We start from the raw sequence: 20,602 nt of genomic DNA, 5'->3' as shown, positions 1-20,602 counted from the left end.
CGCATCTGAGCTGGCCATCGTTTCAGAAAAATCACCGAACCCTGATAGACCTCTCTCAAAGATGGCGGCAATGGAGGGAGAGTAAATGGCTATTCGGCGCAAACATTTCCGCACTAACCGGTTCGGAACAACATGTTCGGTGAGAGAGCACAATTTCGAGAGCTCAAATACGAAATCTGAATTTAGGCTTTCTTGGAACAAAGGCCGGGCGTTGATCAACGGTGCTGTTACATACAATATGCGGTGCTTTGGGTGTGGAGCCACGGTCTTCTTCTACCGAAATGATGCTGGCAGCCGAGTATTCTTTGACAAGCTCGGAGTGCCTTGGCCTAAACATGATTGCCCAAAGTGGTCGCGCCGGATGGAAACAGAGCCCATTACATCAGCAAGAGTAGTTACAAAGCAAAGTGTTGGCGTTGGAAAGGTTGATGGTCCGGGAAGCGCACCAGAGAACCCTACCAAGAAGGTACACGAGGGGTTCGCAAAACGCTCCCGTAGGTTCAAATCCAAGCACCGACATATCTTGTCAGAAGCCAAACACCAAAAACAGAATGAGAAAAGGCGCCAAGAACGTATTGCTCTCCATCAAGCGCAGTGGGTAGCAGATGGCAAACCTGAGAAAGCAACAAGCAGAGCAGTTCCTATCGAAAATAAAGTGTCCAAACGTCTCAAAAGAAAGCCGAAAGAAGATGACTAAGACCGTCCCATCCGTATCGGTGAACTACGCTCAAAACGGTAGTTCCAACAAATCCAATGAACTTGGTATGCGCCCAATGCAGGAACGGGCCTACGAGAAGCGTGGTGAACAATACCTGCTGATCAAGTCCCCGCCAGCGTCAGGTAAAAGCCGTGCCTTGATGTTCATCGCGTTGGACAAACTGGAAAACCAGGGGCTGAAACAGGCAATCATTGTTGTTCCTGAGAAGTCGATTGGCTCCAGTTTCAACGATGAACCCTTGTCAAAATTTGGTTTCTGGTCGGATTGGATTGTGCCGCCAAAATGGAATCTTTGTAACAGCCCAGGCACAGATGGCGGGAAGGTGAAATCTGTAAGGGCCTTCCTCGACAGTAGTGACAAGATATTGGTCTGCACGCATGCCACTTTTCGATTTGCCGTGGATAAGTTTGGAATAGAAGCCTTTGATGGTCGACTTATCGCCGTAGATGAATTCCATCACGTGTCTGCCAACCCGGACAACAAACTGGGGGCGCATCTGGGAGACTTTATCGCTCGCGATAATGTGCATGTCGTTGCGATGACCGGGTCTTACTTTAGAGGCGATGCTGAGGCTGTTCTGGCACCTCAGGACGAAAGCAAGTTCGATACGGTTACCTATACCTATTACGAGCAGTTGAACGGCTACACTTACCTGAAAACGCTCGATATCGGTTACTTCTTCTATTCAGGTCCTTATGCGGATGATTTGTTGAAAGTGCTGGATCCCAACGAGAAAACGATCCTGCATATTCCGAACGTAAACTCCCGTGAATCCACCAAGGACAAACATCAGGAAGTTGAACACATCATTGAAGAACTAGGAGAGTGGCAGGGAACTGACAAAATCACTGGTTTCCAGTTGGTCAAAACTGAAGATGGCCGCATTCTGAAGATCGCTGACCTGGTTGATGATGAACCTAGCAAACGGGATAAAGTTTCTGCCGCTCTGAAGGATCCGGCCCAAAAGAACAACCGTGACCATGTCGATATTATTATTGCTCTTGGTATGGCCAAAGAAGGTTTTGACTGGATTTGGTGCGAGCATGCTTTGACGGTGGGGTATCGGGCCAGCTTGACCGAAATCGTTCAAATTATTGGCCGTGCAACTCGAGATGCCAAAGAAAAGACACGAGCAAGGTTTACGAACCTTATTGCTGAACCCGACGCCTCCGAAGAAGCAGTCACAGAAGCGATCAACGACACGCTGAAGGCCATTGCGGCGAGTCTCCTAATGGAACAAGTTTTGGCGCCACGGTTCAACTTCACGCCAAAAACGCAAACCAGTGGACCGCAAGAGAGTTTCGACTACGGTGAAACTGGTTATCAGACTGACAAGCCTAACGTTGGCTTCAATGAAGAGCAGGGCCAGTTTCATATAGAAGTGGGGGGATTGGTCGCCCCTACTTCAGACGAGGCCAAGCGAGTTTGCCAAGAAGATCTAAACGAAGTCATCACTGCCTTTGTCCAAGATAAGACAAATGTGGAGAGAGGGTTGTTCGACGAAGAAATGGTGCCGGAAGAACTCACACAAGTCCGGATGGGTAAGATAGTAAAAGATCGATATCCTGAATTGGATCAAGAGGACCAAGAGGCAGTACGTCAGCATGCCGTCGCAGCGTTGAATATCACGCAAGAAGCCAAGAAGGTTATTTTGGGTGACGACAGTGATGAGCCGTCGCCCAATACGGCACTTATTGACGGTGTTCGGAAATTTGCCATGGATGTTAGAGATCTCGATATCGACTTGATTGACCGGATCAATCCATTCGGTGAGGCATATTCGATCCTCGCCAAGACTATGAGCGAAGAAAGCCTAAAGCAGGTGGCTGCTATTATTTCTAGCAAGAAGGTCAACTTGAGCCACGAGGAAGCCCGCGAGCTCGCATTGCGTGCCGTGAAATTCAAAGAAGAACGAGGTCGCCTTCCTTCGATCACATCTCCGGATGCATGGGAAAAACGAATGGCAGAAGGTATAGCCTTCCTCCAACGAAAAGCAGCGGAAGCCAAAAATGTCTGAACCATCCGATTTCGATATCCTAAAACAATTGGGAGTCAGCACTGAGCCTGAAAAGAAGAAAACACTTAGTGCTCGCGACGAGAGAGTAATCGCCGGTTTTGAAGAAATTCAACGATTTGTGGATGAGCATAGGCGGCCACCTCTCTCAGGAGGTGACAAAGACATATTCGAGCGTTTGTACGCTGTGCGGTTGGAGCAAATTAAGGGCTTAACCGAATGCCGGAATTTGGTTGCCGAGTTGGATTATCAGGGATTGCTATCAGGAGAGCCCGTCAATCTCGAAGTTGATGACAGCATGGATGACGATGCTTTGTTGGCTGAACTCGGTGTAGATATCGACACGAAAACTTCTGGCATTACCGAACTAAAACATGTTCGATCAGTTTCAGATAAGAAAGCGGCAGAAGAAGCTGGAAATCGAGATAGATGTGAAGATTTTGAAGAGTTCAAGCCAATGTTTGAACGCGTTCAAAACGAAATCTCAAATGGAATACGAATAACAAAACCCTTTGAGTTGAAGTCGGAGATTCGATCTGGAAGCTATTTCATTGTTGGCGGGCAGAAAGCTTATGTCGCTGAAATGGGGGAGATTTTTTCAAATGCACAAGGAAGAACTGACGCACGTCTACGGGTGATTTTTGATAACGGAACTGAGAGCAATATGCTGATGCGCTCATTACAGAGGTTGCTCCATCAAGATGATGCTGGCCGTCGCATTACAGATCCAAATGCCGGGCCTCTTTTTGGAACTGAAACGTCTGATCAAGACTTGGCTAGCGGAACAGTGTACGTTTTGAGGTCCAAATCAAACGATCCACAGATTTCCCCCCACCGTGATGTCCTTCACAAAATAGGAGTGACTGGTGGCCAAGTCGAGCGACGTATCACTAACGCCAAAAATGATCCAACTTTCTTGTTGGCAGACGTAGAGATTGTCGCTCGCTATGAGTTGTACAACATCAACCGCAGCAAACTTGAAAACCTGATTCATAAGGTTTTGGCTCCTGCCCGTTTAAACATTCAAATCAAGGATCGTTTCGGAAAGCCTGTCACGCCACGAGAGTGGTTCTTAGTGCCGCTCCCGGTGATTGATGAGGTTGTGGATCGTATTAAAGATGGATCCATTGCGAAATGTGTCTACGATCCCTCAAGTGCATCAATCACCAAGGTGTAAAGAGGCTGCGACAAGTTCAATCACGTAGTACCCATGTCGACGCAACCGACAGAACCCAAACAACAGCAATTGATAGAGCAGCAAAGAGTTGTTTTTTGGAGAAATCGGAGCCCTTTTTCTCAATTGGGCAGAAAAAATAAACACTAATGACAAATGAGTCGATATATGATTTGCAAAACCGTAGAATTCCCCATGAAAAAAAGCACAAAATGCCCACTCACTCACACATTATAGAAGAATTTTGTGACCATTACCCTTTTGATCCAAGAGGCTGTGATGACCAGATTTCCCGACTTTGACCGTGCCCTTGAAACGCGACTTGTCACCTACTGTGCCATCGACAGCCAAAGCGACGAAACATCGTCCAACCAGCCCAGCACTGATATCCAGCTGGATATGCAAAATCATCTGGTCGCCGAACTGCAAAGGATCGGCGCCCTGGATGTCACCCTTACGGAATACGGCGCGGTGCTGGCCACCGTCCCGGCCACGGTTGCGGGCTGTCCCACAATCGGCTTTTGCGCGCATGTGGACACGGCGCCCCAGTTCAATGCAACCGGGGTAAAGCCGCGCGTTCACAAAGCATGGGACGGGGCGAACATCACGTTTCCGGATAATGCTGACCTGCATCTTGGCACGGATATGTCAGATTACCTTGCCAGCAAAGTTGGCGATGAAATTATCACGGCGTCCGGCCTGACCCTTTTGGGGGCTGATGACAAGTCCGGCGTCGCGATCATCATGACGCTTGCCGAGCACCTGCTGAACACGCCCGATCTCAAACATGGCAAAATCCGACTTGCCTTCACTCCGGACGAAGAGATCGGTCGCGGTGTTGACGAAAGGCTGTCGGCAGAATTCGGGGCTGATTTTGCCTTCACACTGGATGGCAGCCGCGCGGGAAGTATCGAATTCGAAAGCTTTTCTGCCGATAGCGCCGTCGTACAGATCACGGGTGTCTCCGCGCATCCCGGTTTTGCCAAAAACAAGCTTGTAAATGCGCTGCATATTGCGGGCAAAATTATCGGTGATCTGGATGTTGACGGTGAAACGCCCGAAACCACCGACGGGCGCGATGGGTTCATCCATGTCTATGATATGGCGGGGGGCTCTTCCGAAGCGACCCTCAAATTCATCTTGCGCGATTTCGAGATGGATGGACTGGAAGCCCGTCGCCAGCGTCTGCGACAGGTTTGCGAAGACGCCAAAAATGCCTTTCCCGGCGCAAAAGTGTCCTGCGAGATCACCAAGCAATACCGCAACATGCGCTATTGGCTGGAAAAGGATATGACGCCCGTGGACCTCGCCCGCGACGCCTATAGCGCCGAAGGTCTTGATCCAAGGTCTGTGCCAATTCGCGGCGGCACCGATGGTAGCCGCTTTACCGAGCTGGGCATCCCCTGCCCCAACCTGTTTACAGGGATGCAGGAAATCCACGGCCCTCTGGAATGGATCAGCGTTCAGGACATGGCCATGGCCACGCGTATCTGCCTGCGTCTGGTCGAAGCGGCCGCACGTTAACGAAAACGCGCGCCTCGGGTTTCCCCTCGGCGCGCGCCGTTGTTTCCACTTTTCGGATGTTATCAGTCGACGCTGAACCCATAGGTTTCAGTGACATAATCGATGTCTTTGTCACCGCGACCTGACAGGTTGATCAGAATGGATTTACCAGGGTTTTTGCCAGCTTCGCGCATTGCAAAAGCCACGGCATGCGCACTTTCCAAAGCAGGAATGATGCCTTCGTGACGTGACAGGTCATAGAAGGCTTTCAGGGCCTCTTTGTCATCTGCTGCCGTATAGGTCGCCCGTCCCGAACGATAGAGATAGGCATGCTCTGGCCCGACACCGGGATAGTCCAGCCCAGACGCCACCGTATGGACCGGCGCGGGCTCTCCAGCTTCATCTTTAAGAAGCATCGTGCGGAACCCGTGGATATCCCCGTCTTCTCCGTAGGTGAGCGTCGCGGCGTGATCGCCGAGATTGGACGACGTGCCCAGCGGTTCAACCCCATACAAAGCCACATCGGGATCATCGATAAACCCTGCAAAAAGCCCCATCGCGTTTGACCCGCCGCCCACACAGGCACCAACCATGTCAGGCAGCTCTCCTGTCATTTCAAGAAACTGTTCGCGCGCTTCGATCCCGACAACATGTTGAAAATTGCGCACCATCATCGGAAACGGGTGCGGTCCGACAACCGACCCGATAGCAAACAACGCCGTTTCGGCCTGTGGCACATAGGATTGAAAGGCGGAATCAACAGCCTCTTTCAACGAGCGCCCGCCAAAACAAACTGGTACAACTTCAGCGCCCAACAGCTTCATCCGGGTGACATTCGGGGCCTCTTTGGCGATATCAATCTCGCCCATGTGAATTTCACATTCCATCCCGAAATAGGCCGCAGCGGTGGCCAAAGCAACGCCATGCTGCCCTGCCCCCGTTTCGGCCATTAGTTTGGTTTTCCCCATGTGTTTGGCCAACAGGGCCTCGGCCATACAGTGATTGAGTTTGTGGGCGCCGGTGTGGTTCAGATCTTCGCGTTTGGCATAGATCTGGGCCCCGCCACATCTGTCCGAAAGGTTCTTGAGATGTGAAACAGGGGTTGGTCGCCCCTGAAAGTGTTTACGGATATAGCGCAGATCGCGGATAAATTCGGCCGATCTTGAAATCGTGTCATAGGCCTTTGAAATTTCTTCGAAATGAGGCTGCAATACCGGTGGCAGATCCGCCCCGCCGTAAGTGCCGAAAAACCCGTCGCGGGTGGGGTGTGATTTTAAATATGAAGACATCCGTTTTCCTCCAACGTAACGTTGAAGAGGACATTTGCCCAATTGTTACACAAAGTAGAGATGTCACCTTGACGCGGTAACACTTCTGCTTTCTGTCTGCGTTTTCAAAGGCCTGAAAAAGAAAAACACCGCTCTCAGAGCAGTGCTACACAGGTCCGCACAGCGGACAGAGGCCAGAGCCCCCTCGATGGGGGCGTCTGGCGTCATCTGATTATCCGCGGCGTGCCAACTCGTCTTCAAGAAGGGTTTTCACAACATCCCGCTGCACGTCGGATGTGACAAAAGACTGTCCGATCCCACGCGCCAGAATGAACCGCAGCTGACCATCGACAACTTTTTTGTCCTGTCCCATCAACTCGAGCAATCCTTCCGCATCCGGCAGGTCCCCCTCGATGTCTGACATGTCGACCTTCATGCCCATCTCTTTCAGATGCACACGCACGCGGCTTGGTTCTTCTTGCGAACACAGGCCCAGACGGTGGCTAAGCTCAAAGGCCAAAGCACAGCCGATCGCCACGCCTTCCCCATGCAAAAGCCGATCCCCATATCCGGTTGCCGCTTCCAGCGCGTGACAGAAGGTATGCCCGAGGTTCAAAAGGGCGCGGTCACCCTGCTCGGTTTCATCGCGCGCGACAATCTCGGCTTTCATTTCGCAGGACCGTTTGACCGCAGCAATGCGCGCATCCATATCGCCAGAGGCCAACGCGGGCCCCTGCTCTTCCAGCCATTCAAAGAATTTGGCGTCGCCCAGCAGGCCGTATTTTACAACCTCGCCATACCCGGCCAGAAAATCGCGCGCGGTCAGCGTGCCCAGAACCTCGGTATCGGCCAACACAAGCGCAGGCTGGTGAAAGGCCCCGATCAGGTTCTTGCCCTGCTTGGAATTGATGCCTGTTTTGCCGCCAACCGAGCTGTCAACCTGGGCCAGCAACGACGTCGGGATCTGAACAAAACCCACGCCGCGCCGCAAAACAGCGGCTGCAAATCCGGTCAAATCTCCGATCACGCCACCACCAAAGGCCACAACCATGTCGCGGCGTTCGACTTTCTGCTCCAGAAGCCATTCAACAGTGCGCTCAAGATTTGGCCAGTTCTTGGTGCTTTCCCCAGCTGGAAGAACGAGAACTTCCATCGAGATACCGGCCTCGGCCAATCCGGCACGCAGGGTTTCGACATGCAACTGGGCGACGTTTTCGTCCGTTACAACACAGACCTGTTTGCGTTTCAGCACAGGCGCAATCAAAGCGCCAGCTTGGGCCAACAGCCCCGGACCAATGTGAATATCATAGGCGCGGTCGCCCAATCCAACGTGTACCGTTTCCATTTAGGGGGTCTTCTCCAACACATCCGGGCGGCTCAAAAGCGCGGTCACAACGCGTTCCGCCATGTCGTCAATTGAATATCGCGGATCCGCTTTGACCGACAAATCCGACAATTCGTACACAGGAACGCGCGCGTCAAAAATCTCGGTCAGGGTCGCCTTGGGGTTCGACGTCCGCAGCAAAGGACGGGTGTCTTTATGACGGACGCGGTTCCACAAAAGATCCAGATCGGCGTCCAGCCAAACGGCGACGCCTTTTTCGGAAATCATCGCACGGTTGGTATCGCTCAGGTAAGCGCCGCCACCGGTCGACAGGATGCCGCGTTCTTCGTCCAGAAGACGTTCAATGATCTGGGTTTCCTTGCTTCGAAAGAAGGGCTCGCCATCGCGCGCAAAAATCTCTGCGATAGACATGTTGGCAGCTTTTACAATTTCGGCATCCGAATCGAGGAACGGCACGCCAAGACGCTGTGCAAGAGCACGGCCCACAGCGGTTTTACCGGCACCCATCATGCCCACAAGAACCACCGTCTTTTTCAGCAATAATCCCATTTCATCTTCCGTAATCGGCCAAGCTTTGCCCAAATTTCATCTTTCGGCATTGAATGACGTGATATTGCGGAAAAGGCCAGTTATAAGTTGGAAAAAACAGGCAAAGATAATTGGGGTAAACCATGGGCAGACTCTTCCGCCTTCTTATTGTGCTGATCGTATTGGCCGCTATCGCTTTTGTGGGATACGCCTATCTCGGCCCAATCCTTGGCGCCGATTTTTCGGCACCTCAGGAAGAAATCCGTGTCCCCGTTACATTGCAGAGTGGCAATGACAGCTAAGACACCTTTTGCCATCGGTTTTGCCTTTTTCGCAGGCATGGCCATGGCCCAGAATGCACCTTTGTCGGCGATTGAGTGGCTGGACCAGACGCCAACAGTGACAATCGACATGGGACAACCCGTGTTCGAACCACCGGTACTCAGCGGCCCTGTCTCCGCTCCCATTTCCGTGGATACGCTGGATGCGCCAGCACGCGATGCCGTTGGATTGTTGCCCACTTCTGTGACGGGGCTGCCCAATTCCCTTTGGCAAAACAGCGATGCCAACCGCGTGTCCGCCCTGATCTCGCGTCAACGACCAGAGCTGATGCCGGCGATGCAGGCCCTGCTCTATACGTTGCTGCTGGCCGAGGCGAACACGCCGATGGATACCGCAAGCGGCGACAGGTTTCTTTTGGCCCGCATTGACAAGCTGATTGAAATGGGCGCGCTTGAACAAGCCTCTGCGCTTGTCGAACGGTCCGGCCCAACCACGCCGCCGTTGTTCAAACGATGGTTCGATGTGGCCCTTCTGATGGGAGAAGAAGAAGCCGCCTGTCAGGCATTGACGGCTGCGCCGCATTTGTCCCCTGATTATGCCTCTCGTATTTTTTGCACCGCCCGCGCCGGAGACTGGAATGCGGCGGCGCTGACGCTGGAAACGGCAAACGCCTTGAGACTGTTGACCGAGGAAGAAGACGCTTTGCTTCTCAGGTTCCTTGATCCCGAACTGTTTGAAGGCGAACCCATGATGTTCGCGCCCCGCTCGCCGACGCCGCTTACATTTCGACTGTATGAAGCGATCGGAGAGCACCAGCCAACATCTCCTTTGCCACGCCCCTTTGCGCATGCGGATATTCGCAGCACCGCAGGCTGGAAGTCCCGACTTGAAGCTGCCGAGCGATTGGCGCGCACCGGCGCATTGCCCGAAAACCGTCTGATAGGGATATATAGCGAAGGCAAACCGTCTGCCTCGGGCATGATCTGGGATCGTGTGGCAGCGATCCAGAAATTTGACGAGGCGCTGGCCAATCAGGACACGCGCAGGGTGGCCGAAACCCTGCCCAAGGCATGGTCTGCCGCACAATCTGTGCATCTCGAAGTGCCCTTTGCCCGCATCTTTGGCGCCGCACTTCTGGATCTCGACCTGACAGGCGTGTCTCACAAGCTGGCCCGCGATATCGCACTTCTCTCTCCACAATACGAAGCTGCCGCCCGTCTGGGACCGCGCGATTTTCTGGCGGGCTTGGCACTTGGCAATCCCCCGCGCACACCGGCGGACCCGCTGCATCGGGCCATCTCTGACGGGTTCCACGGCGCCCGCGTTCCACAAGAAGTGTCATCCATGCTGGCCCGTGGCCAGTTGGGAGAGGCCATTCTTCACGCGATGTCCTTGATGGCAGACGGCAGCCAGGGCGACCTGACCTCTCTGACCGATGCGCTGGCCATATTCCGCGCTGTGGGGCTTGAAGATACCGCGCGACAGGCCGCGCTTCAGGCCGCGATCATCGACACGCGGGGCTGACGCATGAAAGATGTTTACTGGATCACTTCGTTTCTGGATGCACAGGCCGCAGAACACGGTGCGGCCCAAAACACGCAAGAGGCCTATGCGCGGGATTTGCGCGACTTTGCCGAGCGGACACAGATGCAAGGCCAGAGCTTTTCAAGCCTCTCCCGTTCTGACATCGAAGCCTATCTGATTCACTGTGAGGAACAGGGGCTGGCGAAATCGACCCGCGCTCGGCGTCTCTCTGCGGTTAAACAATTGTTTCGGTTTGCCTTCGAAGAAGGATGGCGCGAGGACAATCCCGCGATCCAGATCAAAGGCCCTGGTCGGGATCAGCGTCTGCCAAAAACGCTCGATATGTCAGAAGTGGATCACCTGCTCCAGGCGGCCCGCCAACACGGGCGCAACGATCACGACCGCTTGCGCAACACCTGTTTGCTGGAGTTGCTCTATGCCACCGGAATGCGCGTGAGCGAACTTGTGTCGCTGCCTGTGTCGTCAACGCGGGGCGACCCCCGCATGTTGTTGATCCGCGGCAAAGGCGACAAGGAACGCATGGTGCCCCTGTCCCCGCCTGCGCGTGACGCCTTGGCCGACTGGATCGCAGCACGCGACTTGATCGAAGACGACAAACGGGCAAAGGGAAAACCCGTCTCGAAGTTTTTGTTTCCATCGCGTGGCAAACTCGGCCACCTAACACGCAACCGCTTTTATCTTTTAATCAAGGAGCTGGCCGTCGCGGGTGGTGTGTCTCCTGCCAAAGTCACACCGCACACATTGCGCCACGCATTTGCAACACATCTTCTGGCAAACGGGGCGGATTTGCGCACCATTCAGACCTTGCTGGGCCATGCGGATGTGGCAACAACCGAAATCTACACCCATGTTCTGGACGAACGGTTGCGAGAATTGGTGCATACGCATCATCCGCTGGCAAAATCCTCGAAATAAAACGCGACGTGCTTGATTGCAGACAACACGCACCCCATAACCCTTTTCATGAGCACAACTGTTACCCAAACGGCCGAACTGGCCGCGTCGACCCCATTTGATTCCGCTTTCTGGATTACAGCAAGCGCCATTATTGGCCTTTTGGTTCTGTCCGCCTTTTTCTCGGGCTCGGAAACGGCCCTGACTGCCGCCTCGCGCGGCAAGCTGAGAACCCAAGCGGACAAAGGCAATCGCGGGGCTCAACGCGCGCTGGACATCACCGATGACAGCGAACGGCTGATCGGGTCCGTGCTTTTGGGAAACAACCTCGTCAACATTCTGGCGGCCTCGTTGGCCACGGCCCTGTTCACGCGGGCCTTTGGCGAATCCGGCGTGGCCCTGGCCACGCTTGTGATGACTTTGCTTGTCCTGATTTTCGCCGAAGTTCTTCCCAAGACCTATGCCATCACCGCCCCCGAGGCTGCGGCGGCTTCGGTTGCGCGTCCTATCGGCGTCCTTGTTACCCTATTTGCGCCCGTTGTGTCTGCCGTGCGCTGGCTCGTCCGGCTGGTGTTGCGGGTATTTGGCGTCAAAACCGACCCCGACAGCCATATTCTGGCGGTGCGCGAAGAAATCGCTGGTGCGATTCAGCTGGGCCACTCGGAAGGGATTGTCGAAAAAGAAGACCGCGACCGCATTCTTGGCGCGCTTGATCTGTCTGAACGTGCCATCGAAGAAATCATGTTGCACCGCTCTGGCATCGAAATGATTGATGCCAACAGCCCCGCACGGGAAATCCTGAACCAGTGTCTTGAAAGCAATCACACCCGTCTTCCTGTGTTCAAGGACGATCCGGAAAACATCATCGGCGTGATCCACGCCAAAGACCTGTTTCGGGCAATGTATCGTCGCGCGTCAGAGTCCGAGGCAACGCAAGAAGGTCTGTTGAATTTCGATTTGTCCGAGGTTCTCAAGAAACCCTATTTTGTGCCGGAAACCACATCGCTTGACGATCAGATGCGTGAATTCCTGCGCCGCCATTCGCATTTTGCCCTTGTGGTGGATGAATATGGGTCATTGCAGGGGTTGATCACGCTCGAAGATATCCTCGAGGAAATTGTTGGCGAAATCACCGACGAGTTTGATACAGACGACGAACCCGAAATTGCACGATCCGACGATGGCCAGTACCTGATTGACGGCGCCATGACCCTGCGCGATCTCAATCGGGCCACGGACTGGACCCTGCCTGATGAAGAGGCGAACACCATTGCGGGTCTGGTGATCCACGAGGCTCAGATGATCCCGACAGTGGGTCAGGTGTTTTCGTTTCACGGATTTCGTTTCGAGGTCATGGAGCGTGAGGCCAACCGCATCACTGTCCTGAAAATCAGGCCTCTCTGACGGGTCCATCACGTTCTGTGATATCTGCCCCAACAAAATCACAGGCATGTGGTCTGAAATCGTGCTTGATCCTGTTGCGCAAATTCCGCTTGTGATTTGGAGAGCGCGTACAGGAGCCGTGACATGAACAATATTCAAGGCATCTTACTGGTCGTCTTTGCCATGGCAGGGTTTACGATCGAAGACATGTTTATCAAGCAGCTTTCTGATCCGCTGCCGACAAGCCAGATTTTGATCTGGCTGGGTCTGGGGTCGTCCTTGATTTTTGCAGCCTTGGCCGTTCTACGCGGAGACAAGATTTTCGCCCCCGAAGCATGGAAAACCTTGCCCCTGATCCGGGCCGCTGGCGAGGCCGTTGCCGCCATGGCCTTTGCTTCGGCGTTGGCGCTTGTGGACATTTCGACCGTTGCTGCCGTTTTTCAAGCCTTGCCGCTGGTCATCACCATGGGGGCCGCTCTGTTTCTTGGGGAAAAGGTAGGATGGCGCCGCTGGACCGCGATTGGACTGGGGTTCATTGGCGTGCTGTTGATCATTCGCCCAGGCATGGCAGGCTTTGATCCGGCAACCCTTCTTGTCCTGATCGCGGTGTTTGCAATTGTTGTGCGAGACCTTGTCACGCGCCGCCTTGATCCGTCCATCTCGTCTTACGTTGTGTCGATGCAAGGCTTTGGTTCAATGGTTGTTGCGGGTCTGGTGATGATGCCTTTCACGACCAAAGCTGCGGGTGTCATCGGGTCCGGCGAAGCCGCCATGTTTGCTGGCGCCATCTTGTTCGGGGCCTTGGGGTATTGGGGCATTGTCACGGCCATGCGCTTGGGTGAAGCCTCGGTTGTTGCGCCATATCGCTATAGCCGTCTGCTGTTCTCGATCATTATCGGGGTGGTGGTTTTTGGTGAACGTCCCGACCTGCCCACCCTTGCCGGCGCGGCGCTGATCATCGGGTCCGGTCTGTATACCTTCCTGCGAGAGCGACAGCTGGCCAAGCCTGTTCCCCTGCCCCAGTCCGAGTTCCCCGCAGATTGATCTGCATCTGTGCCCGCAAGGGGGTTAAGCAATCAGGGGCCAGCCTTGGTGGGTTCGTCATGCAGGCGCTCTAAACTTTGACCATCCTGCGGGCAAAACTGTCGCGGTTAGCCCTAACCTGTCGTTTACAGCGCCCCCAACCGTTTACTTTCGCCTCGCCCCTGCTATGAACGCCGCGAACGCCCATATTTCCCAAGGAACCTCTCCTCATGAGCACCATTATCGACATTCACGCCCGCGAAATTCTTGACAGCCGTGGCAATCCCACCGTCGAAGTCGACGTGATCCTCGAAGACGGCACCATGGGCCGTGCAGCTGTGCCTTCTGGCGCTTCGACCGGCGCACACGAAGCCGTGGAAAAGCGCGATGGCGACAAAGACCGTTATCTGGGCAAAGGTGTTCTGGAAGCCTGTGCCGCAGTCAACGGCGAAATCGCAGAAGCACTGGTTGGCTTTGACGTGACCGAGCAGGTCGCCATCGACGCCGCCATGATTGAACTGGACGGCACCCCGAACAAAGGCCGCCTTGGCGCAAACGCGATCCTTGGCGTGTCGCTTGCTGTTGCCAAAGCTGCGGCAGATTACACCGCCCAGCCCCTGTTCCGCTATGTCGGTGGCACCTCGGCCCGCGTCCTGCCCGTTCCAATGATGAACATCATCAACGGTGGTGAGCACGCAGACAACCCGATCGACATTCAGGAATTCATGATCATGCCTGTGTCGGCCGCGAACATCCGCGAAGCCATCCGCATGGGTGCCGAAGTCTTCCACACTCTGAAAAAAGAACTGACCGCCGCTGGCCTGAACACCGGCATCGGTGACGAAGGCGGGTTTGCACCCAACATCGGTTCGACCCGCGATGCGCTGGACTTCATCAAAAACGCTGTTGAAAAAGCGGGCTATAAGCTGGGCGAAGACATTTACCTCGCGCTCGATTGCGCCTCGTCCGAGTATTACGTCGACGGAAAGTACGAGCTGAAAGGTGAAGGCAAATCGCTGACATCCGAAGAAAACGCCAAATACCTCGCCGCCCTGTGCGACGACTATCCGATCATCTCGATCGAAGATGGCATGGACGAAGACGACTGGGACGGCTGGAAAATGTTGACCGACATGATCGGCGACAAGGTTCAGCTGGTCGGCGACGATCTGTTCGTGACCAACCCCGTGCGTCTGGCTGACGGTATCGCCCAAGGCGTTGCCAACTCGATGCTGGTCAAAGTAAACCAGATCGGCTCGCTCACCGAAACGCTGAAAGCCGTCGAAATGGCCCACCGCGCACGTTACACCAACGTGATGTCACACCGCTCGGGTGAAACCGAGGACGCCACCATTGCTGACCTCGCCGTTGCCACCAACTGTGGACAGATCAAAACAGGCTCGCTGGCACGTTCGGACCGGCTCGCGAAATACAACCAGCTGATCCGCATTGAAGAACTGCTGGGCGAAACCGCCGAATACGCAGGGCGCTCGATCCTGAAATAAGATCGTTCTGACATTCAGATCATTCTAGGAAAACCCTGCCTTTTTGGCGGGGTTTTCTTTTTTCGGACTGATGAACCGCGGATGACATTTGATGCCCTCCTTACCTGCCGTTTTACGGGATGACTTTCCTTTCGCACTCATCGACAATGGCACAAATCCGATTGCTCCGGAGACCGCACATGACCGCTGCCGACATCATCGCACACCTGCAACTGGAACCGCATCCCGAAGGCGGACACTATAGACAGACATGGATCGGGGGCGGCTCGGGTGCACGCCCCGCGGGCACCGCAATTTTTTTCCTGTTGCAAGCGGGCGAACGCAGCCATTGGCACACCGTCGATGCCACGGAAATCTGGCACTATCACGCAGGTGCCCCCTTGGTTCTGTCGCTAAGCGCAAAGGACACCGGCCCCAAACAGGACCATATTCTGGGGCCTGATCTGATGGCAGGCCACTCACCCCAGATCATCGTGCCCGAACGCCACTGGCAGTCCGCAAAAACAACGGGCGACTGGACGCTCGTAGGCTGCACCGTGTCGCCCGCATTTCAATTTGAGGGATTTACGCTGGCGCCTGCCGGTTTTGACATTCCCTGACCGCGACAGACTAGCCCGGGCGGCTGACCACACCGCCGCCAACCAATGCCCGCACGCCAGTTGTACCCGGACATGACGTCGGCAGTCCCTTCGCGACACGCACGGCGAGATAAGCAAACGCTTGCGCTTCAAGCATATCCCCATCCAGACCCACGTCCTCGACCGGAACCACATGGCAATCCAGCGAGACCCGAAGCATCTCCATCAAGACAGGGTTCTTGCGCCCGCCTCCGGTGACCAGAACGCGGTCAGGAAGCGAAGGGAAGTGCATCATTCCTGCGGCAACACCCGCAGCAGACATCGCTGTAAGCGTGGCGGCAGCATCAGCATCCGACAATTCCCTGACCAACCCGACCATTTCGGAAAAATCATTCCGATCCAGTGATTTGGGGGGAATTTTTGCAAAAAACGGCTCTGCCAGAAACAACTCAAGCGCGCCCTGCTCGACCTCGCCCCGCAGCGCGGTTTCTCCATTCTCGTCATGGCTCTTGCCAAGCCTTTCGCGCATCAAATCATTGATCGGCGCATTGGCCGGGCCGGTATCAAATGCCAACAGCGCGCCATCGTCTTCGGGCGCGTCAAAGCGCGGATCAACCCATGTGATATTGCCAACGCCACCAAGATTGAGAAAACAAACCGGCCCTTCGGCCTTGATCCACTTGGCACAGGCAAAGTGAAAGAAAGGCGCCAACGGAGCCCCTTCACCTCCCAGTTGCACATCCGCCGTCCGAAAATCCCAGACCACAGGCGTGTTCAGTGCTTCGGCAAGTGCCTGCCCGTCACCCACCTGAAAGGTGCCCCGCCCTTTCGGATCATGCGCCAGCGTTTGCCCATGAAACCCGACCAGATCCACGGCAGGAAACTGCGCCAGAACGTCTCTGTGCGCCGCTTCAACAACAGCCGCTGCTGCCTCGGCCTCGGGGCCAGCCCAATGTCCGAGGGCATCGGTCAAAACCGCGCGCTCCGCGTCATCATAAGACCGGTACGCCGTGTCGCCGAACCCGAAAATTTCATGGCCGTCTGTAGTGACAACTGCGGCGTCGACACCGTCCAGTGACGTTCCCGACATGGCCCCCAGCGCACAGATCTGATCTTTACCCGACTTGGCCTTCAACATGGCCTTTTCCTTTGCCTCATCGCCGCCTATACACGGCCCGTCACATAATACGGGACCGATACCATGACCTACCACCCCAAATCCGACTTTATGTCGGTTATGATCGAACGCGGCTTCCTTGCGGACTGTACCGATTATCAGGGCCTCGACGAGGCGTTGGTGAAGGGCGTGGTTCCTGGCTATATCGGCTTTGATGCCACGGCCAAGTCATTGCACGTTGGCTCGCTGATCCAGATCATGATGTTGCGCTGGTTGCAAAAGACCGGCCATAAACCGATCACCCTGATGGGCGGCGGCACCACCAAGGTCGGCGATCCGTCCTTCCGCGCCGATGAACGTCCCCTGCTGACCCCAGATCAGATCGACGACAATATCGACGGCATCAAGCAGGTCTTCGCCAAATACATCTCCTACGATGACAGCGAAACCGGCGCGTTGATGCTGAACAATGCCGAATGGCTGGACGGTCTGAACTACCTCGATTTCCTGCGCGATATTGGCCGCCATTTCTCGGTCAATCGCATGCTGTCATTTGAATCGGTGAAGTCACGGCTTGACCGCGAACAGTCCCTGTCGTTCCTCGAATTCAACTACATGATCCTGCAGGCCTATGACTTCCTCGAACTGAACCGGCGCTATGGCTGTCTGGTGCAGTTTGGCGGCTCTGACCAGTGGGGCAATATCGTCAACGGAATCGACCTGACACGCCGCGTCATCGACAATCAGATTTTCGGCCTGACCTCTCCATTGCTCACCACATCGGACGGCAAGAAAATGGGGAAATCGGCAGATGGTGCCGTGTGGCTGAATGCCGATATGCGCTCACCTTACGAGTTCTGGCAATTCTGGCGCAACACGACGGATGCGGATGTGGGTCGCTTCCTGAAACTCTATACCGAGATGCCCATCGATGAATGCGACCGCCTCGGCGCGCTGGCCGGCTCTGACATCAACGACGCCAAGATCATCCTCGCCAACGAGGTCACAACCCTGTGCCACGGTGCCGAGGCCGCCGCCGCCGCAGAAGCGACCGCACGCGAAGTCTTTGAAAAAGGCGGTGTAGGGGACGATTTGCCGACCATCAAGATCACGGCGGCAGATGCCGTGCCGGGGGCAGATCTCGACATGCCGGATGCCGACGCGCTCTATGTCATGACCAATCAGTTGTTTGTCAAAACGGGCCTTGTGAAATCAGGTAAAGAAGCCAAGCGTCTGGTCGCCGAAAACGGCGCAAAGATCGATGACGAACCCGTGACTGCCGCGATGTTTGCCGTGCCGCTGAAAATGTTTGCGGGCCGTCCCGTGAAACTCAGTGCTGGCAAAAAACGCCACGCGCTGGTTCAACTGGACGACTAACGTCACCCCGACAATTTTAAAACAAAACAGGGTCCCGTGCGGGCCCTGTTCTTCTTCTGGCTGACAAATATCCCGGGGTGAGGCCGCAGGCCGAGGGGCAGCGCCCCTTACACGCCCGCAGGACCGCTCAACAGGTGTTTGGCCAGAACCCAGTGCCTTGTCCGCCCTGCCCGACATCTCTTTAAAGAAAACCCCGACACGACAAGGCAAAACGGCCCCCGCAGACGCGGAGGCCGTTTCTATTTCAAGGTTCACAAGACCTATTTCGTTATGATCTCCGGCCCCATGAACGTATTGGGCAGGAAGGTCGAAAGCCACGGAATGTAGGTCACCATGATCAGGAAGACGAACAGAACAGCCAGGAAAGGCAGAGCTGCGCGTACAACACTCATCATCGGCATTCCAGCCACGCCCGAGGTCACGAACAGGTTGAGACCCACAGGCGGCGTGATCATTCCGATCTCCATGTTCACCACCATGATGATGCCGAGGTGGATCGGATCAATGCCAAGTTCGATCGCGATTGGGAACACCAGCGGCGCAACGATCACCAAGAGACCCGAAGGCTCCATAAACTGGCCACCGATCAGCAGGATGATGTTCACGACGATCAGGAACATGACCGGACCAAAGCCCGCCGAAAGCATCGCGCCTGCAATATGTTGCGGCACTTGCTGTTCGGTCAGAACGTGCTTCAGGATCAAGGCATTCGCGATCACAAACAGCAATGTCACTGTCAGCTTTCCAGCCTCGAACAACGTGTGTTTGGTGTCAGGGTGGAAGAATGCGGTGATCAGGGCCTGTGGTTTCTTGAACAGGCTGATCTTTTCACCTGTCGAGGCTTCAAGGTTGCCGGCAGAGACACCAGCAGCAGCCCCCGCAAGTGGACCCATATCCTTGTAGATGAAGGACGCAATCAGGAAGGAATAGATCGCAGCCACAGCAGCAGCCTCGGTCGGGGTAAAGATACCGCCATAAATACCGCCCAGAATGATGACAATCAGGAACAGACCCCAACCCGCATCACGACCGGCCGCAAACACTTCGCCCCAGCCTTTCCATTCGCCTTTGGGCAGGTTCTTCACTTTGGCCATGACATAGATGGTGATCATCAACATCAGACCGGCCATCAGACCCGGAATAACCCCTGCAAGGAACATACGTCCCACAGACACTTCTACGGCAGCGGCATAGACAACCATCACGATCGAAGGTGGGATCAGGATGCCAAGCGTACCCGCGTTACAGATCACACCTGCGGCGAATTCTTTCGAATACCCGACCTGACGCATACCCGCTATGACAATCGAACCAATGGCAACAACCGTCGCAGGGGATGAACCGGACAAGGCCGCGAACATCATACAGGCAAACACGCCCGCAATTGCCAGACCACCGGGAAGGTGACCCACACAGGCAATCGAGAACCGGATGATCCGGCGCGCCACGCCCCCTGTCGTCATGAAGGACGACGCAAGGATAAAGAACGGGATCGCCAGAAGGGTAAAGTGGCCTTCAAAAGCTTCGAACAACGTGCCGGCGACAGAGGCCAGAGTTGCGTCCGAGAAGAACAACAGGAACAGGATCGACGAGAGACCCAAAGAAACAGCGATCGGAACACCGATTAGCAAAAGACCAATCACCATTGAGAAAAGTAGAACGACTTCCATCAGTCATGCTCCCCCATTTGCTCGCGAACTTCTTCGATTTCATCTTCCACTTCGTGGCTTGCGACCAGACGATCCGTTTCGCCCCGCCAAATTTGAAGTGACGCTTGCAAAAAGCGGTACAGCAGCAGCCCCATCGAAATAGGCAGCACGAGATACGGCACCACTTTGGGAAGTTTTTCGTATTCGTCGCCATAGTTGATCAGGTCTTCCAGAAAGCGGAAGATTGCGACCATCGGAACGTCCTGCACTTCGTAGAACGACTGCGAACGGAACTTTTCAACAAAGCCTGTTGGGAACCAACGGCCCGATGTTGGTGGCAGATCGGCAAAGACAGCCCAGTAGTCGTAAGCGCCCTTCAGCATGAAGATCGAAAACAACAGGCAGCATCCAACCGAGATCAGCCCCAGGATGCGCGCAACGGGTGCTGGCACCATGTTGATAATGACATCAACACCAAGGTGACTGTGTTTCTTGACCGCATAAGAAGCGCCCAGCAAAACCAGCCAGCCAAACAGGAACACGGTCAGTTCCAGCGCCCAAAGAATATTAGAATTGAAGCCGAACCGGGCAATGACATTTGCGAAGGTAATCACTGTCATAAGCCCAAGGAGGATCGCTATCAGCGTTTCCTCGATCCGGTCCACGAAGCTATGCGTATGTTGCATGTCCCCACGTCCC

General features: G+C 54.8%; 18 protein-coding genes. 12 read left to right on the top strand and 6 right to left on the bottom strand.

Translation table 11 applies throughout. From position 1 onward, the window contains the following. The first annotated feature begins 85 nt into the window (after positions 1–85). The 4 genes from PH7735_RS11790 (at position 86) to pepT (ending at position 5,430) form a co-directional block, all read left to right on the top strand. A complete protein-coding gene (locus PH7735_RS11790) occupies positions 86–697 on the top strand; it encodes a hypothetical protein (protein ID WP_058311569.1) in 612 nt (203 codons plus the stop codon). Continuing rightward, complete coding sequence (locus PH7735_RS11785; protein ID WP_058311568.1) at positions 690–2,735, top strand: DEAD/DEAH box helicase; 2,046 nt, start codon at positions 690–692, stop codon at positions 2,733–2,735. The genes PH7735_RS11790 and PH7735_RS11785 overlap by 8 nt, the downstream gene beginning before the upstream one ends. Then, positions 2,728–3,909, top strand: a complete 1,182-nt coding sequence (locus PH7735_RS11780) for a GIY-YIG nuclease family protein (RefSeq protein ID WP_058311567.1) — start codon at positions 2,728–2,730, stop codon at positions 3,907–3,909. Before PH7735_RS11785 ends, PH7735_RS11780 begins: the two co-directional genes overlap by 8 nt. Positions 3,910–4,185: 276 nt before the next feature. Next, complete coding sequence (gene pepT / locus PH7735_RS11775; protein ID WP_058311851.1) at positions 4,186–5,430, top strand: peptidase T; 1,245 nt, start codon at positions 4,186–4,188, stop codon at positions 5,428–5,430. A 62-nt stretch (positions 5,431–5,492) separates the two neighbouring features. Here the strand turns inward: pepT and trpB are convergent, their stop codons facing one another. The 3 genes from trpB to PH7735_RS11760 form a co-directional block, all read right to left on the bottom strand. After that, the gene (gene trpB, locus PH7735_RS11770; RefSeq protein WP_058311566.1) at positions 5,493–6,698 is read right to left on the bottom strand and encodes a tryptophan synthase subunit beta; all 1,206 of its coding nucleotides are present in this window, start codon (positions 6,696–6,698) and stop codon (positions 5,493–5,495) included. 211 nt (positions 6,699–6,909) lie between these two features. Further along, the gene (gene aroB / locus PH7735_RS11765) at positions 6,910–8,022 is read right to left on the bottom strand and encodes a 3-dehydroquinate synthase (protein ID WP_058311565.1); all 1,113 of its coding nucleotides are present in this window, start codon (positions 8,020–8,022) and stop codon (positions 6,910–6,912) included. Continuing rightward, entirely contained in the window at positions 8,023–8,571 is a 549-nt protein-coding gene (locus PH7735_RS11760; RefSeq protein ID WP_058311564.1) for a shikimate kinase, read from the bottom strand. 122 nt (positions 8,572–8,693) lie between these two features. Between PH7735_RS11760 and PH7735_RS20875 the strand changes: the two genes are divergently transcribed. From PH7735_RS20875 to PH7735_RS11730, 7 genes are all read left to right on the top strand, one after another. Then, positions 8,694–8,852, top strand: coding sequence for a hypothetical protein (locus PH7735_RS20875; protein WP_199534990.1), 159 nt, complete (start codon positions 8,694–8,696; stop codon positions 8,850–8,852). Next, complete coding sequence (locus PH7735_RS11755; protein ID WP_058311563.1) at positions 8,842–10,356, top strand: hypothetical protein; 1,515 nt, start codon at positions 8,842–8,844, stop codon at positions 10,354–10,356. The genes PH7735_RS20875 and PH7735_RS11755 overlap by 11 nt, the downstream gene beginning before the upstream one ends. Before the next feature lie 3 nt (positions 10,357–10,359). Then, a complete protein-coding gene (locus tag PH7735_RS11750; RefSeq protein WP_058311562.1) occupies positions 10,360–11,292 on the top strand; it encodes a site-specific tyrosine recombinase XerD in 933 nt (310 codons plus the stop codon). Between the two features lie 48 nt (positions 11,293–11,340). After that, positions 11,341–12,675 (top strand): HlyC/CorC family transporter, encoded by a 1,335-nt coding sequence (locus tag PH7735_RS11745; protein ID WP_199534989.1) that lies wholly within the window; start codon positions 11,341–11,343, stop codon positions 12,673–12,675. Positions 12,676–12,798: 123 nt separating this feature from the next. Beyond that, complete coding sequence (locus tag PH7735_RS11740; RefSeq protein WP_058311561.1) at positions 12,799–13,698, top strand: DMT family transporter; 900 nt, start codon at positions 12,799–12,801, stop codon at positions 13,696–13,698. Between the two features lie 209 nt (positions 13,699–13,907). Beyond that, on the top strand, positions 13,908–15,182 hold the full coding sequence (gene eno, locus PH7735_RS11735; RefSeq protein WP_058311560.1) for a phosphopyruvate hydratase: 1,275 nt from the start codon (positions 13,908–13,910) through the stop codon (positions 15,180–15,182). Positions 15,183–15,361: 179 nt separating this feature from the next. Continuing rightward, positions 15,362–15,781 (top strand): cupin domain-containing protein, encoded by a 420-nt coding sequence (locus tag PH7735_RS11730; protein WP_058311559.1) that lies wholly within the window; start codon positions 15,362–15,364, stop codon positions 15,779–15,781. A gap of 10 nt (positions 15,782–15,791) precedes the next feature. Here PH7735_RS11730 and PH7735_RS11725 read toward each other — a convergent pair whose 3' ends face one another. Next, entirely contained in the window at positions 15,792–16,898 is a 1,107-nt protein-coding gene (locus tag PH7735_RS11725; RefSeq protein WP_058311558.1) for an anhydro-N-acetylmuramic acid kinase, read from the bottom strand. A 63-nt stretch (positions 16,899–16,961) separates the two neighbouring features. On the opposite strand from PH7735_RS11725, the gene tyrS reads away from it, so the two are divergent. Continuing rightward, on the top strand, positions 16,962–18,254 hold the full coding sequence (gene tyrS / locus PH7735_RS11720; RefSeq protein ID WP_058311557.1) for a tyrosine--tRNA ligase: 1,293 nt from the start codon (positions 16,962–16,964) through the stop codon (positions 18,252–18,254). Between the two features lie 260 nt (positions 18,255–18,514). On the opposite strand, the gene PH7735_RS11715 is transcribed toward tyrS, so the two are convergent. Continuing rightward, the gene (locus tag PH7735_RS11715) at positions 18,515–19,924 is read right to left on the bottom strand and encodes a TRAP transporter large permease (protein WP_058311556.1); all 1,410 of its coding nucleotides are present in this window, start codon (positions 19,922–19,924) and stop codon (positions 18,515–18,517) included. Further along, positions 19,924–20,589: a TRAP transporter small permease gene (locus PH7735_RS11710; protein WP_058311555.1), complete on the bottom strand. Its 666-nt coding sequence runs from the start codon at positions 20,587–20,589 to the stop codon at positions 19,924–19,926. Before PH7735_RS11710 ends, PH7735_RS11715 begins: the two co-directional genes overlap by 1 nt. Between the last annotated feature and the right edge of the window lie 13 nt (positions 20,590–20,602).

It is taken from the genome of Shimia thalassica (genome assembly GCF_001458215.1).
In the GTDB taxonomy this organism is placed as follows: domain Bacteria; phylum Pseudomonadota; class Alphaproteobacteria; order Rhodobacterales; family Rhodobacteraceae; genus Shimia; species Shimia thalassica.
This window is presented reverse-complemented; position numbering and strand designations above follow the sequence as displayed.

Excerpts from the sequence above, each read along its gene's own strand:
- PH7735_RS11790 (WP_058311569.1), top strand. The coding sequence starts at position 86 with ATGGCTATTCGGCGCAAACATTTCCGCACTAACCGGTTCGGAACAACA.
- PH7735_RS11785 (WP_058311568.1), top strand. The coding sequence starts at position 690 with ATGACTAAGACCGTCCCATCCGTATCGGTGAACTACGCTCAAAACGGT.
- PH7735_RS11780 (WP_058311567.1), top strand. The coding sequence starts at position 2,728 with ATGTCTGAACCATCCGATTTCGATATCCTAAAACAATTGGGAGTCAGC.
- pepT (WP_058311851.1), top strand. The coding sequence starts at position 4,186 with ATGACCAGATTTCCCGACTTTGACCGTGCCCTTGAAACGCGACTTGTC.
- trpB (WP_058311566.1), bottom strand. The coding sequence starts at position 6,698 with ATGTCTTCATATTTAAAATCACACCCCACCCGCGACGGGTTTTTCGGC.
- aroB (WP_058311565.1), bottom strand. The coding sequence starts at position 8,022 with ATGGAAACGGTACACGTTGGATTGGGCGACCGCGCCTATGATATTCAC.
- PH7735_RS11760 (WP_058311564.1), bottom strand. The coding sequence starts at position 8,571 with ATGGGATTATTGCTGAAAAAGACGGTGGTTCTTGTGGGCATGATGGGT.
- PH7735_RS20875 (WP_199534990.1), top strand. The coding sequence starts at position 8,694 with ATGGGCAGACTCTTCCGCCTTCTTATTGTGCTGATCGTATTGGCCGCT.
- PH7735_RS11755 (WP_058311563.1), top strand. The coding sequence starts at position 8,842 with ATGACAGCTAAGACACCTTTTGCCATCGGTTTTGCCTTTTTCGCAGGC.
- PH7735_RS11750 (WP_058311562.1), top strand. The coding sequence starts at position 10,360 with ATGAAAGATGTTTACTGGATCACTTCGTTTCTGGATGCACAGGCCGCA.
- PH7735_RS11745 (WP_199534989.1), top strand. The coding sequence starts at position 11,341 with ATGAGCACAACTGTTACCCAAACGGCCGAACTGGCCGCGTCGACCCCA.
- PH7735_RS11740 (WP_058311561.1), top strand. The coding sequence starts at position 12,799 with ATGAACAATATTCAAGGCATCTTACTGGTCGTCTTTGCCATGGCAGGG.
- eno (WP_058311560.1), top strand. The coding sequence starts at position 13,908 with ATGAGCACCATTATCGACATTCACGCCCGCGAAATTCTTGACAGCCGT.
- PH7735_RS11730 (WP_058311559.1), top strand. The coding sequence starts at position 15,362 with ATGACCGCTGCCGACATCATCGCACACCTGCAACTGGAACCGCATCCC.
- PH7735_RS11725 (WP_058311558.1), bottom strand. The coding sequence starts at position 16,898 with ATGTTGAAGGCCAAGTCGGGTAAAGATCAGATCTGTGCGCTGGGGGCC.
- tyrS (WP_058311557.1), top strand. The coding sequence starts at position 16,962 with ATGACCTACCACCCCAAATCCGACTTTATGTCGGTTATGATCGAACGC.
- PH7735_RS11715 (WP_058311556.1), bottom strand. The coding sequence starts at position 19,924 with ATGGAAGTCGTTCTACTTTTCTCAATGGTGATTGGTCTTTTGCTAATC.
- PH7735_RS11710 (WP_058311555.1), bottom strand. The coding sequence starts at position 20,589 with ATGCAACATACGCATAGCTTCGTGGACCGGATCGAGGAAACGCTGATA.